The sequence below is a fragment of the Klebsiella sp. 10-1 genome, assembly GCF_009758445.1.
GTDB classification, from domain to species: domain Bacteria; phylum Pseudomonadota; class Gammaproteobacteria; order Enterobacterales; family Enterobacteriaceae; genus Klebsiella; species Klebsiella scottii.
Genome location: NZ_WQRE01000004.1, coordinates 105,119 through 126,037, shown reverse-complemented (window position 1 = coordinate 126,037; position 20,919 = coordinate 105,119). Strand labels below are relative to the sequence as shown.

Annotated in this window: 21 protein-coding genes and 1 pseudogene; 6 read left to right on the top strand and 16 right to left on the bottom strand. The window is 54.7% G+C overall.

The genetic code is table 11. From position 1 onward, the window contains the following. Positions 1-256: 256 nt before the first annotated feature. From dgcQ to GO007_RS16025, 3 genes are all read right to left on the bottom strand, one after another. Positions 257-1,924: a cellulose biosynthesis regulator diguanylate cyclase DgcQ gene (dgcQ, locus tag GO007_RS16035; RefSeq protein WP_095101588.1), complete on the bottom strand. Its 1,668-nt coding sequence runs from the start codon at positions 1,922-1,924 to the stop codon at positions 257-259. A 92-nt stretch (positions 1,925-2,016) separates the two neighbouring features. Further along, the gene (locus GO007_RS16030) at positions 2,017-2,196 is read right to left on the bottom strand and encodes a YodC family protein (RefSeq protein ID WP_095101586.1); all 180 of its coding nucleotides are present in this window, start codon (positions 2,194-2,196) and stop codon (positions 2,017-2,019) included. Positions 2,197-2,271: 75 nt separating this feature from the next. Next, entirely contained in the window at positions 2,272-3,183 is a 912-nt protein-coding gene (locus tag GO007_RS16025) for a DUF808 family protein (RefSeq protein ID WP_095101584.1), read from the bottom strand. Between the two features lie 184 nt (positions 3,184-3,367). On the opposite strand from GO007_RS16025, the gene yedA reads away from it, so the two are divergent. Further along, positions 3,368-4,279: a drug/metabolite exporter YedA gene (yedA, locus tag GO007_RS16020; RefSeq protein WP_095101582.1), complete on the top strand. Its 912-nt coding sequence runs from the start codon at positions 3,368-3,370 to the stop codon at positions 4,277-4,279. 1 nt (position 4,280) lies between these two features. Here yedA and GO007_RS16015 read toward each other — a convergent pair whose 3' ends face one another. The 8 genes and pseudogenes from GO007_RS16015 to GO007_RS15980 form a co-directional block, all read right to left on the bottom strand. Continuing rightward, complete coding sequence (locus tag GO007_RS16015; RefSeq protein ID WP_095102266.1) at positions 4,281-4,745, bottom strand: very short patch repair endonuclease; 465 nt, start codon at positions 4,743-4,745, stop codon at positions 4,281-4,283. After that, positions 4,726-6,159, bottom strand: coding sequence for a DNA cytosine methyltransferase (locus GO007_RS16010; RefSeq protein WP_095101581.1), 1,434 nt, complete (start codon positions 6,157-6,159; stop codon positions 4,726-4,728). The genes GO007_RS16015 and GO007_RS16010 overlap by 20 nt, the downstream gene beginning before the upstream one ends. Before the next feature lie 113 nt (positions 6,160-6,272). Beyond that, positions 6,273-6,381, bottom strand: a pseudogene (locus GO007_RS16005) (phosphohydrolase); the annotation flags it as partial. A 9-nt stretch (positions 6,382-6,390) separates the two neighbouring features. Continuing rightward, positions 6,391-7,203 carry a DeoR/GlpR family DNA-binding transcription regulator gene (locus GO007_RS16000; protein WP_095101579.1) on the bottom strand — a complete coding sequence of 271 codons (813 nt, stop codon included), beginning with the start codon at positions 7,201-7,203 and terminating at the stop codon, positions 6,391-6,393. 148 nt (positions 7,204-7,351) lie between these two features. Next, positions 7,352-7,975, bottom strand: coding sequence for an HAD family hydrolase (locus GO007_RS15995; protein WP_095101577.1), 624 nt, complete (start codon positions 7,973-7,975; stop codon positions 7,352-7,354). Next, positions 7,972-9,483 carry an FGGY-family carbohydrate kinase gene (locus GO007_RS15990; RefSeq protein ID WP_095101575.1) on the bottom strand — a complete coding sequence of 504 codons (1,512 nt, stop codon included), beginning with the start codon at positions 9,481-9,483 and terminating at the stop codon, positions 7,972-7,974. Before GO007_RS15990 ends, GO007_RS15995 begins: the two co-directional genes overlap by 4 nt. 27 nt (positions 9,484-9,510) lie before the next feature. Next, the gene (locus GO007_RS15985; protein WP_095101573.1) at positions 9,511-10,311 is read right to left on the bottom strand and encodes a BtpA/SgcQ family protein; all 801 of its coding nucleotides are present in this window, start codon (positions 10,309-10,311) and stop codon (positions 9,511-9,513) included. Positions 10,312-10,354: 43 nt separating this feature from the next. Next, on the bottom strand, positions 10,355-11,161 hold the full coding sequence (locus GO007_RS15980; RefSeq protein WP_095101571.1) for a DeoR/GlpR family DNA-binding transcription regulator: 807 nt from the start codon (positions 11,159-11,161) through the stop codon (positions 10,355-10,357). Between the two features lie 195 nt (positions 11,162-11,356). Between GO007_RS15980 and GO007_RS15975 the strand changes: the two genes are divergently transcribed. The 5 genes from GO007_RS15975 to GO007_RS15955 all read left to right on the top strand — a co-directional run bounded on the left by GO007_RS15975 (position 11,357) and on the right by GO007_RS15955 (position 16,472). Further along, on the top strand, positions 11,357-12,157 hold the full coding sequence (locus GO007_RS15975) for an SDR family NAD(P)-dependent oxidoreductase (protein WP_095101569.1): 801 nt from the start codon (positions 11,357-11,359) through the stop codon (positions 12,155-12,157). A gap of 99 nt (positions 12,158-12,256) precedes the next feature. Beyond that, positions 12,257-13,393 (top strand): ABC transporter ATP-binding protein, encoded by a 1,137-nt coding sequence (locus GO007_RS15970; RefSeq protein WP_095101567.1) that lies wholly within the window; start codon positions 12,257-12,259, stop codon positions 13,391-13,393. A gap of 9 nt (positions 13,394-13,402) precedes the next feature. After that, positions 13,403-14,203, top strand: a complete 801-nt coding sequence (locus GO007_RS15965) for a carbohydrate ABC transporter permease (RefSeq protein ID WP_095101565.1) — start codon at positions 13,403-13,405, stop codon at positions 14,201-14,203. A 65-nt stretch (positions 14,204-14,268) separates the two neighbouring features. Further along, positions 14,269-15,543 carry an extracellular solute-binding protein gene (locus tag GO007_RS15960; protein ID WP_095101563.1) on the top strand — a complete coding sequence of 425 codons (1,275 nt, stop codon included), beginning with the start codon at positions 14,269-14,271 and terminating at the stop codon, positions 15,541-15,543. Between the two features lie 17 nt (positions 15,544-15,560). Next, a complete protein-coding gene (locus GO007_RS15955; RefSeq protein WP_095101561.1) occupies positions 15,561-16,472 on the top strand; it encodes a carbohydrate ABC transporter permease in 912 nt (303 codons plus the stop codon). 532 nt (positions 16,473-17,004) lie between these two features. Here GO007_RS15955 and GO007_RS15950 read toward each other — a convergent pair. From GO007_RS15950 to GO007_RS15930, 5 genes are all read right to left on the bottom strand, one after another. Then, entirely contained in the window at positions 17,005-18,060 is a 1,056-nt protein-coding gene (locus tag GO007_RS15950) for a galactitol-1-phosphate 5-dehydrogenase (RefSeq protein ID WP_095102264.1), read from the bottom strand. Positions 18,061-18,153: 93 nt separating this feature from the next. Continuing rightward, positions 18,154-18,936, bottom strand: a complete 783-nt coding sequence (surE, locus tag GO007_RS15945) for a 5'/3'-nucleotidase SurE (protein WP_095101558.1) — start codon at positions 18,934-18,936, stop codon at positions 18,154-18,156. A gap of 71 nt (positions 18,937-19,007) precedes the next feature. Continuing rightward, positions 19,008-19,280, bottom strand: coding sequence for an HPr family phosphocarrier protein (locus GO007_RS15940; protein ID WP_095101556.1), 273 nt, complete (start codon positions 19,278-19,280; stop codon positions 19,008-19,010). A gap of 43 nt (positions 19,281-19,323) precedes the next feature. Beyond that, positions 19,324-20,163, bottom strand: a complete 840-nt coding sequence (locus GO007_RS15935) for a class II aldolase (protein ID WP_095101554.1) — start codon at positions 20,161-20,163, stop codon at positions 19,324-19,326. A gap of 5 nt (positions 20,164-20,168) precedes the next feature. Continuing rightward, positions 20,169-20,912 (bottom strand): GntR family transcriptional regulator, encoded by a 744-nt coding sequence (locus tag GO007_RS15930; protein WP_095101552.1) that lies wholly within the window; start codon positions 20,910-20,912, stop codon positions 20,169-20,171. Between the last annotated feature and the right edge of the window lie 7 nt (positions 20,913-20,919).

Below are 20,919 nucleotides of genomic sequence, written 5' to 3'. Positions count from 1 at the left end.
TCGTTACACCGGGAGATCCGATGCGTGGAAAACATTATCCTCAATTATTTTGTATGACAAGAGCTATTGATGAAGTAAATAATTGAGAAATGTGGCCAATGACGTCAGGGCGTTGAATAACCCAGGCGGCAGAAGGCTTCGTCGATATCGCTGCGCCATGAGTCACGTTTAACCCCGCCCCCTCTTTTAAGAAAAATCCCATATCAGGAGATGATCGTGCCGCCGCAACCGGATAACGATGGCCAGACCCGGACGCCTATCCCGCAAAACAGACCTGGTTTCGGCCGTTCTGTTTCGCAAGATAGAGCCGGCGATCGGCAATCGACTGCAGGTTTTCAAAGTTAGCCTCCGCGGAATCCTCGCTGCAGCTGACGCCCAGCGAGGCGCTGATACGCAGGCTCGTGTTGTCGCAGAGCAGTATTTCGCGGCTGTTAATGCGAATGCGGATACGCTCCGCTATCGCAGCCGCCTCCTGCAGCGTGGTATCAGGCATAACCACGCAAAACTCCTCCCCGCCCACGCGCCCGGCGAGATCGCCTTCGCGGATGTTGCAGGCTATCGTACCGGCGACCAGAGACAGCACCCGATCGCCGGACTGATGGCCGTGCAGGTCGTTAACCCGCTTGAAGTAATCCAGATCGAGCTGGATCACCGCCAACGGGCGCCTCCCGCGCTCGCACTCACCGGCCGCGGCAATAGCTCTTGCAAACAATGCCCCGCGGTTTAACAGCCGCGTTAGGGCATCGTGCCAGGCTTGCCACTCCAGCGACTTTTGCAGCACGCTCATATTGCGCACCATGCGCAGAATAACCAGCCAGGAGATTATCAGCATTGAGGTAAAGAGCAGCCACATCAGCATCAACGCGATGGTAATCGATCCGAATTCACCGCGGACTCCTTCCTGCAGGGTGTGGATACGCAGCAGGACGCCATCAAAATTATGCAGTTTTTCCCAGCTGATGTAGCGGGTTAGCAGGCGCATGCCGCCTTCGTTGTCATGCGAGAAGGCGTAGCTCAGCATCTCCTGCTCGCGGGGCGAGAGCAGCGTGAGCACCGTTCCCGGCGCGGAAGAGGCAATCAGGTTCAGCCGGTTGTCATACAGCTGATACTCGCCGTCCTGCCCGCCCTTTGCCGCGCTCACCAGAAAGGCCTTCATTTCGCGAACGGAGAAGTCCATAGCCAGCACGCCGTGCCAGTAGTGGCGGAAATCCAGCGGTACGGAAGCCGTCACCACCTGGGCATCGCGCAGCGCCCCCTCCTCAGGAAAGGTTTGCCAAACCACGCCGCGCCCGGGATTGGTCCGCTGGGCCTGGCGGGTAAACCACGGGGAGCGGGTGGCATCGCTATACCGCTCCAGCGCCTGGGCGGTGTTTTTTAGCGTTTCCGTGCTGATAAAAAAGCCGCTGCGCGACACATACAGCATACGCTCGGTGAAGCCGCGGTTATTATTGGTCAGGCGCAGCAGATAGCCCAGCTCAAGCGTGGCCATCAGCTCGTTGCCGGAAAGGGGGTTGTCGCGGGACAGGGTATTAGCTTTGTCGACAAAAGCATCGGACACGCCGTAGACCGGCAGCGTACGCCGGTTGTGTAGCGCCACCGACCAGATCGCTTCATGGCGCCTGCTCATATACTCCTGCTCGGCATTACGCAGGATCGTAAAATCTAACGGCGTTTCCAGCGCCGACTGCATCCCGTTGCGGAAAAAGATCATCCGGTCGATATTAAACTGCAGCAGGCCATCCATTTCATGGGCGACGTTTGCCAGATTGTTGCGCTGGTTATCGACATACGCCTCCTCCAGCACCATTATTTCTCGCCATATCAGCAGCGTGGAAAAGAACAGCACCGCAACAAAACAAAAATTTACCACATGTCCAGGGCTCGAAAAGCGGCGAAGTTTTCTCACCCACAGCGGCTTATTCATCGTTCTCTCGCAGTGCAATCATCAACGCTCCCTGTCGGAAAGACAGGCCATACCATGACAAAACGCCCGGTATATACCGGGCGTTATTGGGCTCAGGAGACCTGTTCCGCTCCCCCTCCCCCACGAACCAATTCATCTTCACGGAACGCCTCGCGCTTGACGGCATAACCGTCATACCAACGGCATTCAACCATGCCATTGGCAAAACCGGTTACAACCATGCGCGGCCCGCCGCTTTTTCGTCTCACTTCATCGCTGATGGACCAGACCATTTTTCGCTCCGTAATCCGGGAGAAACTGTTTCACCTTAGACGAAGCTGCGACATTTTGCATAACCGCCGGCGGATTTACTTTACCGCGCGACGAAGTCCGGAAACGGCTTTCACGCCCGCCAGCACCACGGCGCCAATGATGAAACCCAAAACCAGGTTTACGCCCGTCGGCAGCAGTGAAGCGGCGAACCCGGACATTCCGCTGGCCAGATTTTCCACCGCATGGTGCAGCGGGGTAATGCCATGGACCACAATTCCGCCGCCGACGAGGAACATCGCCAGCGTCCCGACAATCGACAGCATCTTCATCAGACGAGGCGCCACCGCCAGCAGACCTTTGCCGAGCCACTGCGCCAGCACGCCGCCTTTCTCCACCAGCCAGTAGCCCATATCGTCCAGCTTCACGATAATTCCCACCAGGCCGTACACGCCAACGGTCACCAGAATGGCAATTCCTGAAAGGACCAGAATCTGGTTTAACAGCGGCGCATCCGCCACGATGCCGAGGGTGATCGCGACAATTTCGGCGGAGAGAATAAAGTCGGTACGAATAGCGCCTTTCACTTTATCGCGTTCAAATGCCAGCGGGTCGCGTTCAGCCAGCGCCTCCAGACGCTGTTGACGGGCCTGCGGGTCCTCTTTGTGTTTGCGAGCCTGCACGCTATGCAGCACTTTTTCGACGCCTTCAAAACAGAGGAAGGCCCCGCCAAGCATCAGCAGCGGCGTAATCGCCCACGGAATAAATGCGCTGATTAATAGCGCCAGCGGTACCAGGATCACTTTATTGACCAGGGACCCCTTCGCCACCCCCCAGACTACCGGCAGTTCGCGGTTCGCCCGTACGCCGGTTACCTGCTGAGCATTGAGGGAAAGATCGTCCCCAAGCACGCCTGCCGTTTTCTTCGCCGCCAGCTTACCCATAACGGAGATATCGTCGAGCAGCGTAGCAATATCGTCCAACAAGGTTAAAAGACTACTTCCCGCCAAAATACCATTCCTTCATTTTATGGTTATGAAACATAGAGTATGGGGCAAAATCGGCCTCTCGCCCAGCAAAGCGAATAGTCAACAAAAAATTAACAATCACCGGGCAATTAAAGCGCTCGCCAGCGAGGTAGTTTTCACGTTTACTATATGCCCCCTTCCTATTTTTGTACCGTCGTGAGGACGTATGTCTACCCGCCAGTTATTACCGCTTATCGGGGCGCTGTTTGCGCTATATATCATCTGGGGATCCACCTACTTTGCCATCGCCATTGGCGTTGCCAGCTGGCCCCCGCTGATGATGGCCGGCATTCGCTTCCTTTCCGCCGGAGGGCTGCTGATCGTCTATCTGCTGGCTACCGGCCACAAGCTCCCGGCGCGTAGACCGCTGCTCAACGCGGGGCTGATCGGTATCCTGCTGCTTGCCGTTGGCAACGGCTTCGTCACCCTGGCTGAGCATCAGCACGTGCCTTCAGGAATTGCGGCGGTCATGGTCGCCACCGTCCCGCTATTTACCCTGTGCTTTAGCCGCTTTTTCGGCATCGCCACGCGTAAAATCGAGTGGCTGGGCATTGCCATCGGCCTGGCGGGGATTATCCTGCTCAATAGCGGCGGCAATTTAAGCGGCAACCCCTGGGGCTCGCTGCTGATTCTGATCGGTTCCATTAGCTGGGCGTTTGGCTCAGTGTATGGTTCGAGAATTGAACTTCCGACCGGCATGATGGCCGGCGCGATTGAAATGCTCGCGGCGGGAATTGTGCTGATGGTCGCCTCGGCGCTGACCGGCGAAAAGCTCACCCATATGCCATCATGGTCCGGCATTATTGCCGTCGCCTACCTGGCCATATTCGGCTCGCTGATTGCCATTAATGCTTACATGTACCTGATCCGCAACGTCACCCCCGCCGTCGCCACCAGCTATGCCTACGTTAACCCGGTAGTAGCGGTGTTATTAGGCACCGGGTTCGCCGGAGAGAGCCTGTCGCTGACGGAGTGGACGGCGCTAGGCGTCATCATTTTTGCGGTAGTTCTGGTGACGCTGGGCAAGTATCTGTTTCCCGCCCGCAGCGAAGTAACGCCCTGTAAGGTTGAAAAGTAGGCTACGGCCCGATCCCCTGAGTATCAATCTGCGCGCGGTCGCCGCCGCCGCAGATCCACTCCTCCAGGCGTTCGCTAAGCGCTTCATCACTGAGCTTTTTCCGCCCGCGTAGCGCGCACTCCCAGACGATCAGCACCCGCCATCCCTGTTCGAGCAGCAGCGTCTCATCCCGCCGGTCTCGCGCCACGTTGCCGTCGATTTTTTTCAGCCAGAACTCCGTCCGGGTTGCCGGCACCTTGAACAGGTAGCAGTGATGATGATGCCAGAAACAGCCGTGGGTGAAGATAGCGCAACGGTAATCATTAACCACAAAATCCGGGCGCCCCGGCAGCGTGGCCTCCTGAGCGGTAAAAGAAAAACCGGCCTGCGTGAGCAGCCCGGCCAGTCGTTTTTCAATCGCCGTATCGAATTTGCCGATGGCGCGCATATTTTTACTGCGGGTGGCCTTATCGTGAACGTCCATCAGCACCATCCTCGGGATCGCGGCGGGCCACCGCCTGCGCAATTCGCGGCTGTAGCAGTTTAGCGACTGCGGCAAACACCGGCACAACCACCGAGTTACCGAACTGGCGATACGCCTGAGTATCGGAAACGGGAATGCGGAAGCGGTATCCCTGCGGGGCCTCAAAGCCCATCAGCCGCGCGCATTCGCGGGGCGTGAGCCGGCGCGGGCGGCGCTGCTGGTTTTGCGGATCGTCAAAGTCCTTTTCGCCAAGCGGGCGATCCCAGCCGCGGTCGATAAGAATTTCGGCGCCGTCTTTGTAGTAGCGAGCCGACAGCGTGCGCGCCACGCTATGCGGATTGCGCGGGTCGACTAACCCGTAGCCAAAACCGTTGCCCAGCGCCTGATGTTTACGCGCGTAGCGATAGAGGTACTTCCACAGCACCGGGGTAAGAATAAATTTGGCATCCACCGTCGGCTCAAGCAGATCGCCAAACGTCGGGCGCCGGGCCGGGTAAAGCGCGGAGATATCGCGCAGGGTAAACCCATCGTGCAGCTGCAGGTCACGGCGAAAGCCAACCAGCACGATGCGTTCGCGGTGCTGCGGCAGGAAGTTGCGGCCATCGATAACTTTGGGATCGTCCGCCCCGCTATGCCCGGCATCAGACACCTCATAGCCAAGTTCGTCGAGGGTTTGCATAATAATGCTAAACGTTCGCCCCTTGTCATGGCTCTTCAGGTTTTTGACATTCTCCAGAACAAAGATTGCCGGCCGCCGCGCCGCTATAATCCTGACGACATCGAAAAACAACGTGCCCTGCGTCTCACAGGCAAAGCCGTGGGCGCGTCCGAGCGCGTTCTTCTTCGACACCCCGGCGAGGGAAAAAGGCTGGCAGGGAAAGCCGGCCAGCAGAACATCGTGCTGAGGAATGGTGTCACGGATATGCTGCGCGGCCTCATCATCGCTGATATCGAGACGATGGCTGAGGGTGACATCCCGGATATCGGCGTTGAAGCGATGCTGCTCTGGGTCGCAATACCAGTTCGCTTTGTAGGTGCGCACCGCATGTTTATTCCATTCGCTGGTGAAAACGCACTGCCCGTTAATGGCTTCAAAGCCGTTACGAATGCCGCCGATACCGGCGAACAGATCGACAAAGCGAAAAGCATAATTCGGATGGTGAGCCGGCGGCTGCGGCAGCAGCGATGCCAGATGCGCGAGCTCCCGGCGGCCTAAGCGGCCAGCCGCCCGGGACACCGTCGCAACGCGTTTGAGTATTGCCGGGCTCCAGTGCTGTTCGCCGACGGCAACCAGCTGCGCCACCAGCGTTTTCACATCATATATTGCCATCAGCTGGCGCAATAACGCCTGCGCATCTTCCCCGGCGCCCGTGACCGGCAGAGACGGGGGATTTTCCTTAGATAAATTTTGCGGCATAACCTCAACCAGCTGGACACTTTTCGCAGAGATTATCACAAATAGCGCAGGCAGTTTTAAGCCTGTGGATCAAAGCGACGCAAAACCGCTTCATCCAGCGCGATGGGGTCGCCCTACAGCGCCGAACTGAGCTTCGCCATAAACTGCACCAGGAAGCGGGCGTTGTGTTCCGCCATCTCTCCCTTCATCGGTTTGCATCGTTTTTGGCAGCCTCAGCAGCTTGATTACCAGTCAGGTTGCAATCATCACCTGCACATTCGCCAGCTCAAGGGCGGTGGCCAGCACTGCAGGCGGTGCGCTGTCGGTGATCAGCAGGTCGATATCCTGCCACTGCGCAACCTGCACCAGCGACATATGCTGGAACTTCGCGGCATCGCAAAGCAGCACTTTAAAGCCGGAGCGGCGGATCAGCACCCGCTTCATTTCCGTCTCATCCAGCGCGCTATCGTAAATCCCCTGGCTGGTAATACCCGACGCGCTGATAAACGCTATATCAAACCAGAACTGCTGGAATTGCTCAATGGCAGACGGTCCGACAATCGCCATCTCATCATCTCGCATCATTCCACCTGCCAGATAGACTTCCGGCGCCTGCGCATAACGCCCCAGCGCATGGGCGATACGCACGCTATTGGTGAAGATTTTCAGGCGCTCATGCTTCACCAGTTCTTCGGCCATAAACAGGGTAGTGGTACCGATATCAAGCGCAACACTCTGATAGCGCCCGGCAACCTCGGCGGCCATCCGGGCAATACGCATCTTGCTGTCACGGTGCAGTGAAAGGCGCGCATCAAAGTGCGCCGGAAGCGGGTCCATAATCGCCTGGCTGACCGTTTCCGTCAGTACGGCGCCGCCGTGTACCCGGCTGAGTTTGCCTTCGGTTTCCAGTTCGGCCAGATCGCGGCGAACCGTCATTTCCGAAACCGCCAGCTCCGCCGAGATATCAACCACCGTCGCACGCCCCTGTTCGACCAGCATGTTTAGAATCCGCTTTTTGCGTTCCTGGGGAAGATAACGGGCCTGAATCTCGGGTTTGGCTGACATGACGATGGACACTCTGTTTCGGGTTGAGGGTGGCTTAAACGATATAGCTCACAATATTAAGAGGAAGTGGTGTAATTTAAAACCAAATTTGTTCGAATTTGTTCATTTCGTTGCGGGGACCTCCCTGCCCCACGCGAAACTGTGCGAATCAGAACCAGTCGAGGATCCGGGCCAGCGACGTTATCTCGGTTACCCCCTGCTCAGAGGCGGGTGATGCGCCATAAAAAGCCACGTGCATTCCGGCAGCCTGCGCCGAGCGCATTCCGGTTATACTGTCCTCAACCGCCAGGACGGTAGCAGCAGGCAGCCCGAACGCCCCCAACGCATGTTGATACGGCTCGGGAGCCGGTTTACCAGAGCGCACATCGTCCAGCGTCACCACCACGTCAATGAATTCCCGCACGCCTAAAGCCTCGAGATTCGATTCGACGATACGTCGGCATGAGTTTGACACGCAGGCCTGCCTGACGCCTTTCGCCGCCAGCTGGCGGATGGTTTCCCGGCTGCCGGGAATGGCAACCAGTTCACTGCTGTGGTCGTGGTAGTAATCCTCAATCGCCTGCAGCCATACGTCCCGATCTAAATCTGCGGGCAGTTCGGCGCGTAAGGCCAGCCAGACATCGTTAATATGCACGCCGTAAAAACGCGTCTCGGGAATATGGCTCAGATCCAGCCCGAAGCTATGGCAGGCAGCGAGCAGCGCCCGATGGTGGAGAGGCTCGCTGTCCACCAGCGTGCCGTCAACATCCCAGGCAATAGCGTTAAATTTCATGGCGTCTCCTGGCGAGTCAGCGGGCGGCAGGCTTCATAAAGCTGGCGGAAACGCGGGTATCCCTGGCGATAGACATCCGCATGTTCAGGCAGCGGCGTAATCACATCTTTCAGCTTGACCCACGCGCTGGCCCCCTTCCAGTCTGTCGACACCCCGACGCCAATCGCCGCCGTCCAGGCCGCCCCCAGACAAGAACCGGGGTGACCGTCCAGACGATTGAGCGGCTGTCCCAGCACATCGGCGACAATCTGCATCCACAGTTTGCTTGCCGACCCGCCGTCTGACACAACGTAGCGTTTTACCGGATAACCGATATCAACCAGCGTTTCAATATGGTGTTTGATGGCATAGGCGTAGGCTTCGAGCAGCGCGCGCCAGATATGACCTGCGTCGTGGGTGAGCGTCAGACCAAAGAGGATGCCACGGGCATCCGGGTCGTGCAGCGGGGTCTTCTCCCCGAGAAAATAGGGCAGAAAAATCAGGCCGTCGCTGCCCGCCGGACGATTTTCCGCCAGCGTGTCCAGATACTGGTGCAGACTCATCCCTTTTTCACGCGCCGCCGCTTCATGCTGCGCGGCGAAGTTCTGCACGAACCAGTTCAGCCCCGAGCCGCCGGTCGACATACAGCCGTTCGGCATATAGCACCCCGGCACGAGGTGATAATCCAGATACAGACGCGGGTCCGGGTTGGCGGTTGCTGTCACGGTAAGAATGTCCACCGAACCGCCGAATTTAAGCAGCACCTCACCCGGAGCCGTCACACCCGCGCCGAGAGCGGACGCAATCAAATCTGCGGCCCCGCCAATCACCGGCGTGCCTTCACTGAGCCCCGTCCAGGCCGCCGCCTGTTCGGTGATGGAACCAATGACCTCGTGGGAACGCGCCAGCCGGGGAACCGCGTGTCGCGGAAGATGGGCAAAGGCGATCAGTTCCTCATTCAGCGTATTGCTGCTAATATCGACAAACCCCGCCTCCAGCGCCCAGTTCTGCTCGATGATTTTCTCGCCCGTGAGCTTCCAGTTGATAAAATCATAGGAACCAAACACCGTCGCAATACGTTCAAACACAGCAGGTTCATGGCGCTCAATCCAGCGGATTTTGGCCCCCACCAACTGCTGATTGATACCGTTTCCTGCCCGCTGCAAGAAGTGCTGACCGTCCATTTCGCTGCGCATTTGCTGCACTTGTGCGCCGCTGCGGCCGTCGCTCTGCTGAATGCTCGGGCGCAGCAGCCGGTCTTCATTATCCAGCAGGACCACGGCAGGCAGCATCCCTGTCACGCCAATGCCGCTGATATCACTCGCCGCAATGCCGCTTTGCGCCAGCAGTTGCCGGCAAATTTCGCCGACATTCGCCCACCACTGCTCTGGCGATTCTTCCGTCCAGCCGCTGTGCGGGGCCGAGAGCGTGACCGGCCGGGAGGCCGTACCGAGTACCTTGTCGGGCAAAGCGATCAGAATGCCGATGGTTGAGGTCGTACCAATATCAATACCTAATAGATACTGCATGTTATCCTCCCGTTCCGACGGCTGTGCTTAGCGCAGTTTTTCGACCACATCCATAAAGCGTTTTACGCGATCCCCATCAACCTGATTCCAGGTATGCCCTTCCACTTTAAAGTGTGTGCCGATGACCACGCCGCTGGCCACGCTCAGGATATCGGTGACGTTGTCGATATTGGTGCCGGTGTTAGCGAAAACCGGAACGCCTTCCACCGCTTCGCAGACTTTACGCAGGTTGGAATGTTCCGCCGGTTCGCCGGTGATTGGCCCGGAAACCAGGATGGCATCGGCCAGCGAAGAGAAAATGGCGCTGCGCGCACGCAGTTCGATGGGGCGTGCATCCAGAGAATGGGCGAATTCGGCGTTGATGTTAAAGAGCAATTTCATATCTTCCCGGCCAAGGTTGCGACGCAGGCGAGACGCGCTGGCGCAATCCGGTTCCCAGATCCCCATATCAGAGGCAAACACGCCGGTGAAAATTTCACGCACGAAGCTCGCCCCGGTGGCGGCACCGATGGCGACGCTGGCGTTGGGATCCCACAGGTAGTTCACGCCGAACGGGACTTTCAGCACCGATTTCGCCGCCTGCACCACGGCTGACATGGCGGAAACGCCTTCCAGTGAGGCTTTAAACACGTAAGGGCGATCGTTTTCATTGCCGAACATGATCGCATCCACGCCGCCTGCCTGCAGCTTCTCAACGTCGCTGAGGACATCGTCAATCAGCTTGTTGAGACCGCCTTTGGCGTCGTACAGCGGCGCGCCAGGCAGCGCGCCAATATGGGCCATTGCGATAACCGCTTTTTTCTTATTACCCAAAAAATCAAAGATCATAACTTTCTCCGGTGTTGGCTGGTATGTCATGGTGAAAAAGCGATCACGCGTCTTTCGACAGCTCAGGCGCGATGATCACATCAATATTTGCCGCATCGAGCATCGCTGACAGCGCGGGCGGCGGCGCCTGCTCGGTTATCAGGATGTCGAATTGCTCCAGCGTGGCCAGGTGAACCAGCGACATCCGTTGAAACTTACTGGAGTCGCACAGCACCACTTTCAGGCTGGAACGGTTGAGATAAAGGCGTTTGAGTTCCGCATCTTCGAAGGCGTAGTCATAAATTCCCTCCGCCGTCAGGCCCGAGATACCGATGAAGGTGATATCGAACCAGAGACCTGAAAACTGGCGCAGAGCCGCTGAGCCGCCGGTCGACATTTCATCCGGGCGCATCCGCCCCCCCGCGAGATAGATTTCCGCTTTCGCGGGGGCAATGTCGTGCGCCACGCGGATGCTGTTGGTGAAAATTTTCAAATGTGAACACTGGCCGAGATAACGCGCCGCAAGGAAAGTCGTGCTGCCGACATCCAGTGCCAGTGTGCGAAATTTCTTGCCTAACTCTGCTGCTGCAGCCGCAATGCGCAGCTTGGCATCGTGGTTTTGCCGCAGCCGGGATTCAAAGCTCGGCTCCACCTGGTCAATCACCACCGCGCTTCCACTTTGCGGCAATACCGCACCGCCGTGGATACGACAGAGGCAGCCCTTCTGCTCCATCTCTATCAGATCGCGACGGATGGTCATCTCGGAGACCGACAGCCTCGCGGCCAGCGCTGGGACAGAAACCGCCCCTTGCTGGACCAGCAGCTGCATAACCTCAGTCTGACGCGACGCGGACGAACGACGTAAGCGCATACCGGATCCGGGTGTGCCAGGCTGAACAGGCAGTGTGTCGCTGTGCGTCATCGGTTTACTCCGAACATTCAAATTAACAAAAACAAACATACAAAACAAAAATTGTGATCGCAATTGTTTTTATCATAAGAAATTTGTTTTGTTGTGTTCGTTATATTGGTGTAAAAAATAACCATCAACACAGAGGGAAACAACATGCACACATCACATTCGACGTCCGGGCACTATCCGGACCTGCAAGGCAAAGTGGCGATTGTTACCGGCGGTGCCACGGGTATTGGCTACGCCATCACCCGTAATTTGATTCGCCAGGGCATGCGCGTCGCCATCGGAGACATTAATGAAGAAGCCGCGTGGACAGCAGCAACCGAACTGGGCGCGGACACAGTGGCGTTTCACCTGGATGTTCGTTTACGTGAATCCGTTGAACAAGGGTTTAGCTGGGTAGATAAAACGCTGGGCGATTATCACTTGTTGGTAGCCAACGCTGGCGTATCGACTATGCAAAAGGCCCTTGCGCTGACGGATGATGAGTGGGATTTCAACTTTGACGTCAACACCCGTGGGATCTTCCTGACCAATCAGGTTGCCGCGCGCAAGTTCGTGACGCGTAAGTCCGGCACCATCGTCAACACCGCATCGCTTGCCGCCAAAGTCGGCGCGCCGTTACTGGCCCATTACTCCGCCAGTAAATTCGCCGTCCTCGGCTGGACCCAGGCGCTGGCGCGGGAACTGGCCGCCGATGGGATCCGCGTGAATGCTGTCTGCCCAGGCTTTGTTAAAACCGGGATGCAGAGCCGGGAAGTAGAGTGGGAAGCGCAGCTGCGCGGCATGACGCCTGAACAGGTGATTGATGATTACATTCGCCAGACGCCGCTTGGCCGCCTGGAAACGCCCGAAGATGTCGCCGAAGTGGTGGCCTTTTTGAGCTCCGACGCCGCCCGTTTTATGACCGGCCAGGGCGTCAATGTGACGGGCGGCGTTTATACAGGCTGATCGCATTTCACGATGAACACGCCAGATTCATTTCGCACAAAACCGAACATGGATGTTACCAGTCCCAGGGTGGGCAACACGTAACAGAGGTAACCCAATATGGCCTCCATTGAATTACGGAACGTGTCGAAGTCCTACAACGGCAATCAGCACAGCGTCCGTAATGTGAATTTGCATATCCGGGATGGTGAATTTGTTATCTTCCTTGGCCCTTCCGGATGCGGGAAATCCACCACCTTACGTATGATTGCCGGGCTGGAAAGCATCACCGACGGCACCTTATTAATCGACGGGCGCGATGTGAGCCATGTGGCGCCCCGCGATCGTAACATCGCCGTGGTGTTCCAGAGCTACGCCCTCTATCCGCACATGACCGTTGCCGAAAACATGGCCTTTGGCCTGAAAATGCGCGGCGTACCGGGCAACGTGATCAACAGCAAAGTGACAGAGACTGCCTCCATGCTGGGGCTGGATAAACTGCTACACCGAAAACCGGCCGCCCTTTCCGGCGGTCAGCGCCAGCGCGTTGCCCTGGGCCGCGCCATTGTGCGTGAACCGCAGGCTTTTTTGTTAGATGAACCGCTCTCGAACCTCGATGCCCAGCTGCGCGGCGAGATGCGCAGCGAGCTGATCAAGCTTCACCGTCGCCTCGGTAAAACCATGGTCTACGTTACCCACGATCAGGTCGAGGCCATGACAATGGCGGATCGCATTTGCATCATGCGTGATGGCCATCTGATCCAGTGCGGAACACCGCTGGAAGTCTATAACTATCCGGTGAATATCTTTGTCGCTCGCTTTCTCTCCTCGCCCTCCATCAACCTTCTTCTCTGCTTTGTGCAACGGACGGACGCGGGCGTCAGCCTGCAACTATTCGACGGCCCGCAGATCCCGGTGCCGCACTGGATGGCTGCCGACTATCAAAACCTGGCGGGAAAAAAGATGACTCTCGGCGTGCGGCCGGAAGATTTCCATGCCCACCCGCGCAGACCGGACTGGGTCCCCCTGGAGATTGCAGTCAGCGGGGTGGAAGCGCTGGGCGCGGAAAACATTGTCAGCGGCACCCTCGGCAACGTGCCGGTGGTTGTTCGCCTTGATCACCACACGCACCCGAAGGCAGGTCAAACGCTCAGCATCTGGCTGGATCCGAACGCACTGCATCTTTTCCACACCGGCAGCGGAGACGTCGTCGATCGCCGCAAAACCCCGGATAACGCTGACGCCATCGGAGCGTGAGGAGCAACCATGCTACGAAAAATCGGACTTCATATCGGGCTGGTACTGGCCTGCCTCTCCATTTTACTGCCGGTACTGTGGATTGTAAGAACCAGCCTGGTGCCGGAATCCATGGCCTACAGCAGCGATATCTTCCCGCAGTTTTCCGGGGAAAACTTTCGTTCGCTGATTGAGAACAACGGTTTTTTACGTCGCTACAGCAACAGCCTGATTGTCGCCACCGGGTCGGTGATCTTCGCCCTACCGTTCGCGGCCGCTACCGGCTACGCTTTTGCCCGCTTTAAAACGGGCGGTAAAGCGGTGCGTTTTATAATGCTGGCAACCCAGATGCTACCTGCGGTGGCGCTCGTGTTACCCGCCTTCGCCATGCTGCGTTCCGTGGGGCTCACCAACTCGCTGTTCGGGCTGACGCTGGTCTATGCCGCGTTAAACCTGCCGTTTTTGACGTGGATCCTGATGGGCTTTTTTGAAGGGATTCCGGTGGATCTGGAGTGGGCGGCGATGACCGACGGAGCTACCGCCTGGGGCGCGTTCTGGCATGTGGTGCTGCCGGTGTCGCTGCCGGGCCTCGCAGCCTCCGCCGTGCTGGGGTTCATCCTGTCATGGAATGAGTTTCTTTTTGCTCTGGTGCTCAGCGGACCAGAGACCGCCACGATCCCGGTGTCGCTTGCTGCGCTGCAAACCTCGAACGGCGTCCAGATTGGCAAGGTTTCAGCAGGCATTGTGCTGGCCGTGCTGCCGCTGATGGTCGCCTCACATTTTATTCAGCGTTACATCGTCAAAGGGCTGACCTTCGGCGGTGTTAAGTAAAGTCGTGCCAACCAGACCGAAAATCGTCGCCGTTAACACTCCGGCACCTTCACCAGGAGTTAATTATGTTGAATCGTAAGAAAGTCACATTGTTATCGGGTCTGATAGTCCTTAGCCTTTCGGCGTCCGTTCGGGCAGAAGATATTGTGCTGCGTGCGTTGATGGAAGATGTGCCGGAAACGCAAATCATTGAAAAAATGCTGCCTGATTTCGAAAAGCAGTACCACATCAAAGTGCAGTTCGAAAAAATCGGTTACGGCGATATGCATGACAAACTGGTTTCACAGCTAATTCAGTCGCAAAGCTATTACAACCTGCTGGAAGTGGATTTTCTGTGGGCGGGGGAATTCAGCAAAGCCGGCTGGCTGACGGACCTCACGTCGGACGTGAAAAAATCAAACTTTGATATGTCGGCCTTTATTCCGGCGACCGTATCGCTCATTAATGTCACGGCCAATAAAACCTCTCTGATCCCGATGTACAACTATTCCATGGGCCTGATTTACCGTACGGATGTGTTGCAGGATGAGAAGTTAAAGAGCGCGTATCAGACCGAATTTAAAAAGCCGCTCGAGCAGCCCAAAACCCTGGAAGAGTACGTATCGCTTGCCAAATTTATTAAAAAGAACAGCGACATGTCCGGAGCGGCCATGCAGGGGCAGCGCGGAGATCCAAACAGCATGGAGTTCTCGAACTATCTCTTCGCCAGCGGCGGCGCTTATATTGACGATAAAGGCAAATCGGCCCTGAACAGCCCGGCGGGGAATAAAGCGATGACGCTGTATGCAGACGCCATCAAGAATGCCGCGCAAACCGGCGCGCTTTCTGCCACCCTCGACGATACCGTGCGTCTGATGTGTAGCGGTAAAGCGTTCAGTATGTTGACCTACTGGTGGATGCTGCCGCAACTGGATAACGCCACCACCTGCCCGGCCGTAGCCGGTAAACTCGCGTTGACAACCGTTCCAGGTGGACACGGAGAGAGCGGCGGCTGGGGTTGGGGCATTCCGAAAAACGTCTCAGATAAAGAAAAACAGGCCGCATGGACCTTTATTCAGTGGGTACAGAGCAAAGAGGTCACCACCGCACGGGCATTGCAGGGGCATGCGCCTGTTCGCGCCGATGCGTATGAAAACGCCGAGGTACTGAAGAAGTATCCTTACTATAAAGACGCGCTGAATATCGTGGCGTCCGGCAAATCCTTCCCTGTTTTCTCTTATTCCGCCCAGTATGAAGATGTTCTGGGGACGCAGCTGTCCCTGCTGGCGAGTGGCGAAAATACCGTCGACAAGTCTCTGAAAAGCGCATCAGACCAACTTGATAAGTTACTGGTGAAATAAGAAAAGGGGGCCGGCAGATGGCTTTAGCTGAGGAATTTATCGTGAAACCGAAGTACCGTGTAACAATAGACAGATTCCGTGTAACAGGCTGGGCATTCGCCCTGCCTGGGTTGCTGGCCCTGGCGATTGTGCTCGGCTTCCCTGTTATTTATTCTGTCGTACTGGCTTTTTCGTCATATACGCTGCTGCATACTGAAATATTCCCTTTTGCCGGGCTGGATAATTTTATCAGCGTGCTGAGCAGCGATACTTTCTGGCATTCTGCCTGGCTGACGATCCGTTATTCATTACTGACGGTGAGCGGTGAATTTATTGTCGGGCTGGGTATCGCCCTGATGCTCAACCGGGTGGTGAAGACCCGTCCGGTCTATTTCGCCTTACTGACCATTCCTATGGCGATGTCACCGGTGAGCGTGGCGCTGATCTGGCGTATGTTGCTGCAGCCGAACCTCGGCATTATTAACCATATGCTGGAAAGCATCTGCCTGCCGGGCGTCGACTGGCTGGGCAACCCTACGTTGGCGTTCTGGAGCATGGTGTTTATTGATGTCTGGCAGCAGATGTCATTTGTGGTGCTGATCCTCGCCGCAGGGCTGGCATCACTACCTAATGACCCGTACGAAGCCGCCGAAATTGACGGGGCGAATAGCTTGCAGCAGTTCTGGTATATCACCCTGCCGATGCTGCGCCCGGTTTCGGCGATCGCCATTGTTATCCAGTTGATTAACGAGCTTCGTACCTACGACCTGCCCTATATCCTGACCCGTGGCGGGCCGGGAAATGCCACCGAAGTGCTGAGCTTCTTCGCCTATCGCCGGGCGTTCCTGGGCCTGTCGCTCAATGAAGGGGCCGCCGCCGCGCTGATTTTACTGTTGATCGTGCTGGTGATGACCATCATCTATTTTGTACTATTGGAACGCCGCCGATAGATGTGGAATAACGAGCGGCTGAAAGAGAATGATCGCCACCTCCATAGCGGTAGTTTAGGATTGATAATTGATAGCAGAAAACCGCTTAAGTAACCTTAAGCGGTTTTTCCTTATATTCATATTAGCGGCTCCTCGATGTCTTATTATAATAAGACGGTGCTATTTATTAGCAGTATATAAAAACTTCTCTTCATCTTCCTTAATCATCAACAGAGAACGACGATAGATCAATGCTATATTAAACTCGAACTCCTGAAAGGTCATCCCCTTATCCGAAAGGCTTTCAAACAACTACGGGGTTTCATCATAGGCCAGTTTGTCAAACTGCATTTTTCTGGGCAGTGGAAGCTACTACTTCATAAATATTTTTTAGTTGACACCATTAACAGAGGGAAGATTGCATTTTCTGAGTTTAGTTGCCAGAAGAAAGCAGTAATAAAAATGATTCAGAATGATAAGTTCATGCAACGATTTCATGTTGCCCCATGTAAGACATGAGTGATGATGAGAAATACAATCTTCCACACGACCCTCAGGATAACGCTTCGACGTTGATCAGGATCTTAACGAAAAACTCTTCCCGATTATAAAGCACCGGCAAAACCGACGGAACATCTTCCAGTAACACCCGTTTTGTAATTAATGGGGAGACATCAATCTGCCCGGTACTGAGGTAATGGATGGACGTCTGCCACTCTTTTCCCGGAAACGGCGCGGAGATAGAATTCCATGAACCTACGACTTTCAGTTCATTACGCACAATTTTTTCAAAATTCAGCCGGGGTAAAGCAACGTCACCGTAAGGGATACCCAGCAGTAACACCGTTCCGCCTTTCGCCGCCAGAAGCAGGGATGAGCCTATCCCGGCCGCATTCCCGGATGACTCAAAGACGATATCAACACCGGCATTATTGGTGGTTTCCTGGAATCGGGCTAAATGGTTGTCATCTTTAACGCAGAATGTTGCCGTCGCCCCGGTTTTCGCCGCGACCGCAAGTTTAGACTCGTCAGTGTCAAATGCGAACACGTCTCCCGCGCCGCAGATTTTTGCCCATTGAACAGCAAGTAAGCCAATGGTGCCGCAACCGACAACAGCCACACTGCTACCTGGCTTGATATCGACCTGCCGCATGCCATGTACAACCACACTTGATGGCTCTATAAAACTTGCTGTCGCAAAGTCCATCGAGTCGGGTAATTTGAGGACATTCTCGGCCGGCATCCGAATATATTCAGCAAAAGCACCGCTGACATGCCCCCCAAGCACCTTCAGATCCGTACACCGGGCATAAGTTCCCTGTCGACAGTAATCACAGTGGAAGCAGGGAAAGCAGTTACAGGCTGTGACACGATCGCCTTTCCTGAGCGATATCACCCCACTCCCCGTGCTCTCCACGGTACCGGAAAACTCATGTCCCCAGGTCAGACCGGGGTTGTATGACCCTATTTTACCAAAGCGCGATATATCTGAACCACATATACCCGCCGTATGCACTTTAATCAGAACATCATTTTCTTTTTCAACTTCAGGTCTCCGCACCTCTTCATAGCGGACATCCTGTATGCCATACAAATTTAGTGCCTTCATCGTGACCTCACTCATCGGTACCAAGGTTAAACACATGAATGTGAAAAAATGTCGCCCCTCCCAGGGCGACAAACGTACCTGCCATGTCAAGGGCTAGTGCGGCGAATTCAGGATATCGGAAAGCTGGTGCCAGCTTTCCATGGCCGTTCTTTCAAACATTAAAGGCGTGACAGAGATATATCCTTCAGAAACCGCCCTGGCCTCACTGTGTTCAGGAAATGCAGTGACCCCATGCTCCACCCGGATCCAGAAATAATTTTCTCCGTGTGGATCTGTCGTGGGAACGACCTGTAACCCTTTCACTTTGCCGATACCCTGGCGCGTGGCTTTAATTCCTCTGATCTTTTCGGCGGGCAGGTCAGGGAAATTAATACTCAAACAGCGGTCCGCCAGCAATCCCCGACTGATTAACGTGTCCAGTACGGGCAGGCAAAAGGCTTCTGCGGTACGCCAGTTAACTAAATCCTCAGGTCGTTTGTCCTGACTCAGTGCGACCGACGGAACACCAAACAGGAGGCCTGTGATGGCCGCGCCTACCGTACCGGAAAGCACGGTTTCAAAACCGATATTGGAGCCATTGTTAATACCCGACAGTAACAGCTGCGGGGGCTGTTCTTTCATCAGTTGCCGGACTGCCACCGTGACACAATCTGCAGGTGTACCATGTACTGCAAACCGGCGTTCTCCACGTTGATCCACACGGACAGGCTCCCTCAGGCTGACGGAGTTGGCCACGCCGCTTTTATCGGTTGCAGGCGCAATAACCCAGACTTCATCTGCAAGCTGTTCTGCAACACCCTCAAGCAATTTAATACCCGGCGCGTCAATACCATCATCATTGACAAGTAGGATCCGTTGTAACCATTTTTGAGCCACAGTATTACCTCCCGTTCAGGGATGAATATAGACCAGTCAGGTGTATAAGACTTTCCCGTAAATAAAAGGTGTTATTCTTCTTTCTCACCAAAACCGCTGGCAAATAACCCTTTTATTTCATCCATCAGAGCCTGTTCGTCCGGCCCCTCGCAGATAATTTCAACATTGGACTTTCCTTTAACTCCAGCGCCTAAAACACTCATCAACCCTTTAATTACCGTCTCCTTCCCGTTATTTACGAGCGTCACAGAAGATTCATATTTCTTCAGTGTTTTGACAAAGGTGGCTGCCGGACGTGCGTGCAGCCCCGTGCTGTTAGTAACACGAATATTCTCTCGAATCATTTTTACTTCCAATCTGATCGCTGAATTTAAAGTTATCTTGTTATCAGGATGTGCGGTTCATCATCAGTATTTTACTGTAGACATCCGCTTCCACTGCTGCTTTCGCACCTGACATTACCCTGGCTAGATTGGCTTCGTTATTATTTTGCGTCCAGGCCTGCCCCACAGTCGAAATAAATGCCTTACGCAGATCGCTGGCAATATTAACCTTAACGACATTATATTTGACAAAACTGCGGATGATGTCTTCATTAATTCCGGAGCCGCCATGAATAACCAGCGGACACGGACAGACTTTGGCAATTTTCTGCAGTAACGGAATATCAATGCGGGGAATATCTTCCAGACCATGAACATTACCGACGGAAACGGCAAGCATGCTACATCCGGTCTCTTCTACAAAGCGACGGACCTGATTAACATCCGTTTTACAGTCCGCTTCACTGACATGATCGTCTTCTTTACCCAGAATAGCACCGAGCTCGGCTTCGACGGGAACGCCGAATGACTTGCAGAAATCGACAGCTTCTTTAGTAAACGCAATATTTTCTTCATACGGCAGCTCGGCTCCGTCAATCATGACAGAGGTAAACCCCGCCCGGACAGCCTGCTTGACATCATTCAGCTCTTTACCATGGTCAAGGTGAAGACTGACCGGAACATCCATGGTAGCAGCGCGTTTTCTCACGATTTCATAGATGTAGTCATAACCCGAAAGTTTCGCATTTGTCGGTGCAATCTGAATAAAGTTAGGTAACCCTGAACGCTCAATGGCGTCCAGGATAGAAATGGTGGTTTCCAGGTTAGTGGTATTAAATGCCCCAGCCAGAACACGCTTTTCACGAATACGATCGAGCAGGATATTACCGTTTACTAATGGCATGATATTTACCTCTTTCTTCGTTGAAGTACAGTACCTAAATAATATTTATCTGATTTTAACCAGACATTACCTAAATCAAATGGCATATGATTCTCAAGAAAAACCAGTTGTTCAAGATGAAGAACCGGAGCTTCTTCATTAACTTCCAAATAGTGCCCACGTTCACTGCCGACAATTTTTGCTGCGTAGCGGCTTTCTGAATAAACGATTTTTTGCCCTGTCAGTGCTTCCACTGTCGGAAACAGATTTTGCTTATTGAAATCAACATCAACAATTCCTGGACATAGCGAAATATTAATTCTGTTTTCAATTAACATAACCCTTTCACCATCCACGCTGCGCACACGTTTGAGATAAAGAATCGGTGCGCCTGGTTCTATCCGTAGTTTTGCCGCAACACTTTTTGAGGCTTTCTCTGTATATGACTCAATAACCTCAGTCGTGAATGACAAATGCTGACTTTCAAGTGATTCGGCAAAAGATAGCAGTCCCTCTCCAAGGGAGTAAGAGATATTCTCTTTCTTGACGAAAGTCCCCTTTCCCTGAACCTGAATCAACAAGCCTTCATTCACCAGCATGGTGACACCTTTCTTCACGGTTCCCCTGCTGACATGCAGTAAGTCCATAATCTGATTCTCGGAGGGAATACGGTCACCTTTACCGAGCTCCCCTTTATAAATATTTTCGCGGATCCATTCGGAAACCTGCATATATAAAGGAATTTCTGAGTCTTTCAGTATGGTACTCATGTTGTGC

Excerpts from the sequence above, each read along its gene's own strand:
- GO007_RS15955 (WP_095101561.1), top strand. The coding sequence starts at position 15,561 with ATGGCTTTAGCTGAGGAATTTATCGTGAAACCGAAGTACCGTGTAACA.
- GO007_RS15985 (WP_095101573.1), bottom strand. The coding sequence starts at position 10,311 with ATGATCTTTGATTTTTTGGGTAATAAGAAAAAAGCGGTTATCGCAATG.
- GO007_RS15950 (WP_095102264.1), bottom strand. The coding sequence starts at position 18,060 with ATGAAGGCACTAAATTTGTATGGCATACAGGATGTCCGCTATGAAGAG.
- dgcQ (WP_095101588.1), bottom strand. The coding sequence starts at position 1,924 with ATGAATAAGCCGCTGTGGGTGAGAAAACTTCGCCGCTTTTCGAGCCCT.
- GO007_RS16030 (WP_095101586.1), bottom strand. The coding sequence starts at position 2,196 with ATGGTCTGGTCCATCAGCGATGAAGTGAGACGAAAAAGCGGCGGGCCG.
- GO007_RS15995 (WP_095101577.1), bottom strand. The coding sequence starts at position 7,975 with ATGAAATTTAACGCTATTGCCTGGGATGTTGACGGCACGCTGGTGGAC.
- GO007_RS16000 (WP_095101579.1), bottom strand. The coding sequence starts at position 7,203 with ATGTCAGCCAAACCCGAGATTCAGGCCCGTTATCTTCCCCAGGAACGC.
- GO007_RS16010 (WP_095101581.1), bottom strand. The coding sequence starts at position 6,159 with ATGCCGCAAAATTTATCTAAGGAAAATCCCCCGTCTCTGCCGGTCACG.
- GO007_RS15975 (WP_095101569.1), top strand. The coding sequence starts at position 11,357 with ATGCACACATCACATTCGACGTCCGGGCACTATCCGGACCTGCAAGGC.
- GO007_RS15960 (WP_095101563.1), top strand. The coding sequence starts at position 14,269 with ATGTTGAATCGTAAGAAAGTCACATTGTTATCGGGTCTGATAGTCCTT.
- GO007_RS15935 (WP_095101554.1), bottom strand. The coding sequence starts at position 20,163 with ATGCCATTAGTAAACGGTAATATCCTGCTCGATCGTATTCGTGAAAAG.
- GO007_RS15980 (WP_095101571.1), bottom strand. The coding sequence starts at position 11,161 with ATGCGCTTACGTCGTTCGTCCGCGTCGCGTCAGACTGAGGTTATGCAG.
- GO007_RS15990 (WP_095101575.1), bottom strand. The coding sequence starts at position 9,483 with ATGCAGTATCTATTAGGTATTGATATTGGTACGACCTCAACCATCGGC.
- GO007_RS15930 (WP_095101552.1), bottom strand. The coding sequence starts at position 20,912 with ATGAGTACCATACTGAAAGACTCAGAAATTCCTTTATATATGCAGGTT.
- GO007_RS15965 (WP_095101565.1), top strand. The coding sequence starts at position 13,403 with ATGCTACGAAAAATCGGACTTCATATCGGGCTGGTACTGGCCTGCCTC.
- yedA (WP_095101582.1), top strand. The coding sequence starts at position 3,368 with ATGTCTACCCGCCAGTTATTACCGCTTATCGGGGCGCTGTTTGCGCTA.
- GO007_RS15940 (WP_095101556.1), bottom strand. The coding sequence starts at position 19,280 with ATGATTCGAGAGAATATTCGTGTTACTAACAGCACGGGGCTGCACGCA.
- GO007_RS15970 (WP_095101567.1), top strand. The coding sequence starts at position 12,257 with ATGGCCTCCATTGAATTACGGAACGTGTCGAAGTCCTACAACGGCAAT.